This window comes from Heliomarina sp. (genome assembly GCF_052826185.1).
On the sequence record NZ_JBRBUI010000031.1, the window covers coordinates 1 to 2,647 of the forward strand.

3 protein-coding genes and 1 pseudogene are annotated in these 2,647 nt (G+C 59.4%); 3 read left to right on the forward strand and 1 reads right to left on the reverse strand.

The window, feature by feature from the left end; genetic code table 11:
* Window positions 1-132: 132 nt before the first annotated feature.
* Window positions 133-366 (reverse strand): hypothetical protein, encoded by a 234-nt coding sequence (locus tag ACU0FH_RS10895; RefSeq protein WP_336246031.1) that lies wholly within the window; start codon window positions 364-366, stop codon window positions 133-135.
* Between ACU0FH_RS10895 and ACU0FH_RS10900 the strand changes: the two are divergent.
* The 3 genes and pseudogenes from ACU0FH_RS10900 to ACU0FH_RS10910 form a co-directional block, all read left to right on the forward strand.
* Window positions 323-745 (forward strand): annotated as a pseudogene (locus tag ACU0FH_RS10900) (IS66 family transposase); the annotation flags it as partial. The gene ACU0FH_RS10895 and the pseudogene ACU0FH_RS10900 overlap by 44 nt on opposite strands.
* 123 nt (window positions 746-868) lie before the next feature.
* Window positions 869-2,080: a CaiB/BaiF CoA transferase family protein gene (locus ACU0FH_RS10905; RefSeq protein ID WP_152467184.1), complete on the forward strand. Its 1,212-nt coding sequence runs from the start codon at window positions 869-871 to the stop codon at window positions 2,078-2,080.
* Window positions 2,077-2,647, forward strand: a 571-nt coding sequence (locus tag ACU0FH_RS10910; protein WP_446194632.1) for an acyl-CoA dehydrogenase family protein, incomplete at its 3' end; no start/stop codon positions are given. The genes ACU0FH_RS10905 and ACU0FH_RS10910, both read left to right, overlap by 4 nt.

Here is a 2,647-nt window from a genome sequence, read left to right on the forward strand (position 1 = left end):
GGCCTCGCGTTCGCCTCGATCCTGACACTGGTCGCGGTGCCGGTATTGTATGCGCTGTTCTTCTTGATCAAGCCGCCTAAACAAGAAAACGCTCCTTCAGGTTCCCCAGCGACAGCCTGAACGCAGATGCAGTTATAAGCGTTTCTCTGAGCGCCCTCGACCCGTCTTAAGGACGGTGTAGGCATGTTCCGTCGCCTCAAGCGCGCCTTCGAGAAAACCGCCGAATGTCGGAGCCACTTCGGTGCCGCCAAAGACGAGCGCTTCGTCCCACAGGCCTGAAAGAACGCACGGCAGGCCATAGTTCGGGTGGGCAAAAAAGACAGCGAAACTGCGGCTGGCAGCACGCCAGGCGCACTCCCGCTCCATGGTCTAGGCCTTCAAGGCATGGACCGAGGCCCAACTGCTACGCATTCCCGGCAAGGACGGTCTCGCGAAGGCCTTCCGCTATGGTCTCAGCTGCTGGCCGTCATTCGAGCTCTTCCTTGGAGATGGCCGCGTCGGCATCGACGACACCACCGCCGAGCGCGTCATGCGCCCGATCAGCATCGGGCGAAAAAACTGACTTTTTGCAGGCTCCGACAGCGGTGGCGAAACGCTGTCCCGGGCGATCTCCCTTGTCGAGACAGCCAAGATGAACGGCCACGATCGGCAAGCCTGGCTGGCCGAAATCCTCGACCGCATCCACAATCACATGACCAACCCGCTCAACGAACTGCTTTCATGGAACTGGACGCCGATAAACTGATCCGCGGTAACAACCGGGCGGTTACGTTTTTGGGGAAGTGATTACCTTTGAATCTTGAGGTCCGACTTCGCCTTTGCTAGGAATCGAACAACCATTAGAAAATTAGCAAAGTCGAAAGTGCAGATGTCTGGACCCCTTGATCAACTGAAGATTATAGAACTTGGTCACGTAATTGCCGGACCACTTGCGGCAGCTTTACTCTCGGATTTTGGTGCAGATGTCATCAAGATCGAAGCCCCCAACCGGACGGATATGATGCGCGACCTTGGACCCAAGGCAGAGGATGGGGTGGGCGTCTGGTGGAAGACTTTGGGCCGTAACAAGAAAACACTAGGCCTGGACTGGAAGTCCGACGAGGGCCGGGACATCCTGCGAAAGTTGGTCGAAGATGCCGACGTGCTGATCGAAAATTTCCGACCGGGTGTGCTGGAACGTGCCGGTGTTGGGCCAGACGTCTTGCACGATTGGAACCCGGACTTGGTTGTCTTGCGGGTTTCAGGTTACGGACAGGACGGTCCGATGCGCGACGTGCCAGCGTTTGGGCGTGCTGCGGAGGCCATGAGTGGATTAGCGCATCTGACCGGTTTTCCCGACGGGCCGCCGATGCACCCCGGCTTTCCGGCGGCCGACAGCACGACAGGGCTGATGGGCGCTTTGGGAATCATGATCGCGCTATTTGCTCGCGAAAAGGGCATTGCACGCGGTCAGGTCGTCGATCTTGCGGTGTTCGAGGCGTTGCTTCGGTTGATGGACTATCCTGTTCCCGCATTGACGGGCGCGAACCTCTCGCCGCGGCGCAATGGGCTGCGCCAGCCGATGGACTTTGCTCCGGGGGGGATGTTCCGAACGTCCGATGGGGTGTGGCTGACCGTTTCCGCAGGGAGCGCGGAAACCGCGCACCGACTGTTGCGGGCAGTCGGCGGGGACGCCCTTGCCGATGATCCGCGGTTTGCGACACTCGGCGAGATGTCGCAGCACATGACGGTGGTCTTTGACGCGATCAATGATTTCGTCACGCAGCACACGGCTAAGGAAGTGGAGGCGGTATTCGCCCGCCATGATGCCGTTGCCTCGCGTGTGTTGAGTGTCGAGGAAATCGCGACGAACGAGCAGATACGCCATCGCGGGGATATCGTGTCGGTCGCTGGCGAACAGACTCAGGTCATTGGTCCGGTCCCTCATCTCAGCGCGACGCCCGGTCAGCTTCGTTGGCTGGGACGACCGCCTGGCGCAGACAGCCAAAGCATTCTGCGTGATCTTGGTTTTGACGATGAGCGGATCGCTGCCCTATGTGAGGCTGGGCTCGTAAGATTGGAAAGAGGGCGCGCGCTATGACATTTCGATTGACCGCCGACCAACAAGAGATTCGCGACCAGGTTCTGCGGATTTGCGCAAGGTTCGACGACGACTATTGGCTGGATCGGGATCGCAACGGTGGTTTTCCCCATGAACTGCACAGGGCAATGGCCGATGGCGCCTGGCTGGGTATCGCCATGCCAGAAGCTGTCGGCGGCGCTGGTCTGGGGATCACCGAGGCGACCATAATGATGCAGGCAATCGCCGAGTCGGGGGCCGGCGCAAGCGGAGCCTCGGCCATCCACATGAACATTTTCGGGCTCAACCCGGTGGTGAAGTTTGGGACCGATGAGCAGCGCGCGCGTATGCTTGGCCCTCTAATAGCAGGCGATGAAAAGGCCTGTTTCGCCGTGACCGAACCGACGACGGGGCTGGATACCACAAAGCTGAAGACCATGGCGGTGCGGCGGGGGGACAGATATGTCGTGCACGGACAAAAAGTCTGGATTTCTACCGCGCAGGTGGCAGACAAGATGTTGCTTCTGGCCAGAACAACGCGGCTTGAGGATGTGAGCAGCCCGACCGAAGGGCTGAGCCTGTTCTATA

Excerpts from the sequence above, each read along its gene's own strand:
- ACU0FH_RS10895 (WP_336246031.1), bottom strand. The coding sequence starts at position 366 with ATGGAGCGGGAGTGCGCCTGGCGTGCTGCCAGCCGCAGTTTCGCTGTC.
- ACU0FH_RS10905 (WP_152467184.1), top strand. The coding sequence starts at position 869 with ATGTCTGGACCCCTTGATCAACTGAAGATTATAGAACTTGGTCACGTA.